General features: G+C 71.9%; 3 protein-coding genes and 1 pseudogene. All 4 read right to left on the reverse strand.

What is annotated here, in order from left to right; translation table 11 throughout:
- A partial coding sequence (locus ACWCSD_RS48555; protein WP_449925944.1) for a helix-turn-helix domain-containing protein occupies nt 1–1,587 on the reverse strand: 1,587 nt, incomplete at its 3' end.
- Nucleotides 1,584–2,669, reverse strand: a complete 1,086-nt coding sequence (locus ACWCSD_RS48560; protein ID WP_449925947.1) for a DUF917 domain-containing protein — start codon at nt 2,667–2,669, stop codon at nt 1,584–1,586. The genes ACWCSD_RS48560 and ACWCSD_RS48555, both read right to left, overlap by 4 nt.
- Before the next feature lie 73 nt (nt 2,670–2,742).
- Entirely contained in the window at nt 2,743–3,849 is a 1,107-nt protein-coding gene (locus tag ACWCSD_RS48565) for a DUF917 domain-containing protein (RefSeq protein ID WP_449925950.1), read from the reverse strand.
- Nucleotides 3,834–4,478, reverse strand: a pseudogene (locus ACWCSD_RS48570) (hydantoinase/oxoprolinase family protein); the annotation flags it as partial. The pseudogene ACWCSD_RS48570 and the gene ACWCSD_RS48565, both read right to left, overlap by 16 nt.

Below are 4,478 nucleotides of genomic sequence, written 5' to 3' on the forward strand. Positions count from 1 at the left end.
GTCGCCTTCCTGACCCGCATCATCCGAGCCGTAGCCCAGAGCGCGGCACGCCAGGAACAACGGCACGAAGTCCGCTTCGTCCAGCGGGTTATCCAGAAGCCGCCTCACCTGGCCCAGATGCTGGCCGATCGTGTTCCGGTGAAGGCGCAGCCTCCTGGCCGCGCCCCGCGTCGAGCGCGTAGCCAGGAACGCGGCCAGCGTGGTCAGCAGCACGTCGGCGTGAGGGTCCGCGAGGACCGGGCCGAGCAGCTGGCAGGCGTAATCCCGGAAGGCCCGACTGCCGTACCAGGTGGCGAGCATCTGATGCGGGTTCAGACGCCCGATCGACTCCACAGTCCCGGGCCGACGCTGCGCCGCGGCGATGGCTGCCTGATGGGCCTGCGAGATGGTCAAGGCGACGGCTCCGGGGCCGGTGGCCGGGCCGCCGACCCCTGCCACGAGGGAGTAGCGGCCACGGTAGGCGGCGTTGAAGTCGCGGATGGCGTCTTGCACCCGCGCGAGCAGCTGCTCCTCGTCCGGGCCAGTCGGCCGGGACGGGAAGGTCAGCCAGGATGACCAGCCGTCCGCCCGGGTGAACAGGGGGCTCTCGATGCCTTTGCTGGCGAGCGCGTTGGCCAGGGCGACGGCGATCTCCGCGAGCACCTCCGGATCGAGATCGCCTGTGGCGTCTGGCCAGGTGAAATGCGTGCCGACGTGCCAGCCGTCCAAGGGTAGGCCCGCCTTGGAGGCGCGTTCGATCAGGTGCTCGGGCAGCTTCGCTTCCCGGTCCAGGTGGATCAGCTCGATGAACAGGTTGTGCCGGGTGCTGTGATCCCTCTCGGACTGCAGGCGGCTCTCCAGCAGCCGGGCCGACGCGGCGTGCGCGGCGATCTGGACGGTGCCCTCCGCGGCGACGGTCCAGGCGGGCCCGCCGTGGCGGGTCTCGCACACCAGCCACAGCGTGTGCGCGGTGCCCAGGATCGGGCACGAGGCCCACGCGTGGTCCGGGAAGCGTTCGGAGGTGACGCTCGGGAATCGGGTCGCGGCCTCGGCCGACGCCCGCCTCAGCGTCCCGGCGGTGATGTGGCCATCGGCGGTGACGAGCGCCGCGTTGCCGTTGAGCGTGTCGCCCACGATGGCCAGGACGCGGTCCACGGATCCGGCGACCGCCAGTTTCCTCGCGGCGATCTTCATCGCTTGGGCGTAGGCCAGTTCGGGGCTGTGCACGATGGCCATCAGCCGGGCGGTGAGCGCGGGCGCCGAAAACGTGGCAGGTGTCCGGGGCACCGTGACCACCGGCAGTTGGAGCTGGTTGGCCAGGCGGATGGTGGAGGCGGCGACCGTCTCGTGGTAGCCCAATACGATCAGGATGCGGGCCGCGCGAGCGTGGATCCGCTTGAGGAACACCTCGACCAGGTGCTGGGCGCTGACGCCGGCGCGGTCGGCCAGGTCGACCACGACGGCCGCGCCGGCGGGCAGCATGGGAAGGTCGGAGCTCGTGCTGACCAGGGCGGCGGCACGCACCACCTGGTCCAAGCCCGCTGCGCCGCCCCGGATGGTGAATTCGGCCAGGGCGGGCTCGTTGAGAAGGTCTCGTGCCGTGATCATGCGGTCGGGCCTTCCAGGGCGTGGAGGAGGGCGTCGGCGTCGAGGTCGCGAAGACCGAACGCTGCAGGCGCTACCAGGGGCGCGGCTTGGCGGGTGGTCCACTCGGCGGGCCCGGGGAGCCTCACCACCTGGACGGTGCGGCCGACGCCGATCTGCTCGGCGGTGATGGGCTGCCAGGTGTCGTAGTCGAGGACGGCGATGATGTCCGGCACCTGGGCGACGATCTCGCCGTCCTGGATGGCCAGCAGGTATTCGTCGGCGACCTCGATGCGCAGCGCCCGGTAGGGGTCGCTGTCGTGGGCGATGGTGATGGTGGCGCCGGTACGCGGGCGGGCGTGGCGGAGGATCTCGGCGACGGTCCCGGTGAACAGCAGGCCCGCCTCGTGGTCGGCGAGCATCTGGATGCGGGTTCGGGGGTTGCGTTGCGCGTGCTGGAAGCGCTCGCCGAGAGCGAGCGCCCGGCTGATGCTCCCCCGGATGGCGTGCAGGCCGGCCTGCTCGGCACTCATCGGGTAGATGGCGGTCGCGGCCCAGCCGCCGAGGGCGGGCAGCGTCGCCCGCAAGAGCCGTTCGGCGGCCGCGTTGGTGGCCGCGCCGGTCAACACCACATGATTCCCGGAGGGGTCGGCGAGCGCGGCAGGGACAGCGGAGATCCCGCCCGCGTTGAACGTGACCTGGTCGACGCCGGGGAACGCCCGGCCCATGCCGTCGGCGTCCACGAGCGGAAGCCCCGTCCACGCCGCGGCCGCCACCGCGAACAGCCCGTTGGCGCCGCCTACCTCGAACCCGGTGACCGCCCGGGGGGTCTGGCCGAGGTGGTGGCCGACCATGTTGACGACGTGCGCGAACTCGGGGCCGGACGGGGGCCGCTCCAGCATGAGCGTGATCGACCCGGTCGCGGCGACCGGCACCACGAGCGCGTCGGCGGGCAGGTCGGTGGTGGAGACCAGGGGGACGGGGCCGTGCTCGGTGAGCGCGTGCGTCAGCATCGCGGACACGATGGCGGTGTCCCCGCCGCCGCCCGAACCGAGCAGGGTGGCGCCGATGGCCAGCGTGTCGACGTGGTCGAGAGTGATGAGCATCAAGGTTCTTTCCGGCAAAGACGAGACTCCCCTGCCCGGCCCCCGTAGGCCCGGCAGGGGAGTCGAAGGGGTGTCAGGGGCGTGCGGCCAGGAGGTCCTCCAGCGGCGTGTAGGAGTCGGATAAGCCGAACCCGGCCGGCCCGAAGCACGCCAGGGCGTCGGGGGAGCGCATGATCGGCGGGGTGGAGATGCCGTACACGGTCAGCCGCTGGCCGTAGGCCAATGACTCGGTGGGGACCGGCGCGCCCGTCTCGCTGTTGAGGGTGCAGATGAGGTCCGGCACGATGGCGATCACCTCGCCGCCGCGGCGGGCCACCAGGTGCTCGTTCTGGAACGTGATCTCCAGGACGTCGCCCGGGTCGTCGGCGCAGACCAGACGGGCCTGGCCGCGAGTGAATCCGCCGATCGTGCGCCGCTCGACGTCGACCACCTTGCCGCGGAACAGCACCACGCCGAGGCTGTAGATGGTGTCGGCCAGCATCTCGGTCAGCGCCGCGAAGGGGTCGGCGTGCGCGGCTCGCGCCTGCCGGAGCGTCGCCCCGATGAGGCGGCACAGCGTGAGGGTGCCGTGCACGGAGGTGCGGCGGACGTCGGCGGCGTCCATCGGGTAGTCGCTGATGTAGGACGCTCCGCCCATCTGTATGGTCAGCGCGCGCGCCATGTCCTCCATGCGCTTGTTGTCGGACGCGTCGATGATGCTGGTGTCGCCGTGATCGCTCGCGATGGCCATCGGCGAGCCGGACACCCCGAGCACGCCGAACGTCTGCATTTGAAGCTCCGGAAATGCTCTGCCCATGCCGTCGGCGTCCACGACGGGCAGGCCGAGCTGGGCGCCGAGCATCAGCGGGATCATGGAGTTGAGGCCGCCGCACTCGGTCGGCATGACCGCGTACGCCGTGCGGCCGAGATGGGCCTCCAGCGCGCGGAACGCGGCGACGTTCCCCTCCCCGGACGGCAACTTCTCCACGAACACTGTCGGGGCGCCCATCATGGACGACGGGAGCACCAGCGCATCGTCGGGCAGCTCGTCCACGCCGATGAGGCGTACGCTGCGGCCCGCCCGCATCTGCTCCTCCACCAGCAGCCGGCCGATGTAGGGGTCGCCGCCGCCGCCCGTGCCCAGGACGGCCGCCCCTTCGGCGAGGTCGTGCAGGTCCTCCAGGGTCAGGTCGTAGCCCACTGGGCCTCCTCGGTCACGCGGGGGGCGGGGCCCAGGTCCAGGTCGCCGACCGCGCTGGCGGCGACCCGGACGGCGTCGCCCGGCAGGTAGCTGACGTGGATCTCGTCCAGGAGGACGATCTTGACGCTCGACGGGACGGCGCCCGCGGCGATCGCCATGTCGATGGCTTCTTCCTGGGCCTGGCGCAGCACGTCGTCGCGGGTGCGGGTCGAGGTGATGGCGAACAGCCGGTCCACCTCGCCGCCGATCTGGCCGATCGCCGCGCCGATGGCGTTGGCGACGCCGTGATGGCGAGGCGTGAGCACCTCCGGCACGCCGGGCAGCGTCGGGGGCATGAGGATGCTGCCGCCGCCCACGACGACCACCGGCAGAGGCTTCGCCGAGACACGCACCTGATCGACCAGCGAGGCGACCGTGCCGGCCATCAGCGCCACGCCTCGCCGCACGAAGTCGCGGTCGAGCTGGCGCACAGCGGAGGCGTCGCCGAGGTCGACCAGCCCGGCGGCCACCGCCAGGTCAGTGGCCGTGACCGTCGCCCCGCCGAACACCAATGCTTCCTCAGTCAGCCGGTAGCCGACCGAGTCGGGGCCGATCGCCAGGTCAGGCTGGCGGACGACGCGGCTCCCGCC

It is taken from the genome of Nonomuraea sp. NPDC001684, assembly GCF_053596515.1.

Bases quoted from the DNA above. Each gene is read 5' to 3' on its own strand.
- ACWCSD_RS48560 (WP_449925947.1), bottom strand. From the start codon at position 2,669: ATGCTCATCACTCTCGACCACGTCGACACGCTGGCCATCGGCGCCACC.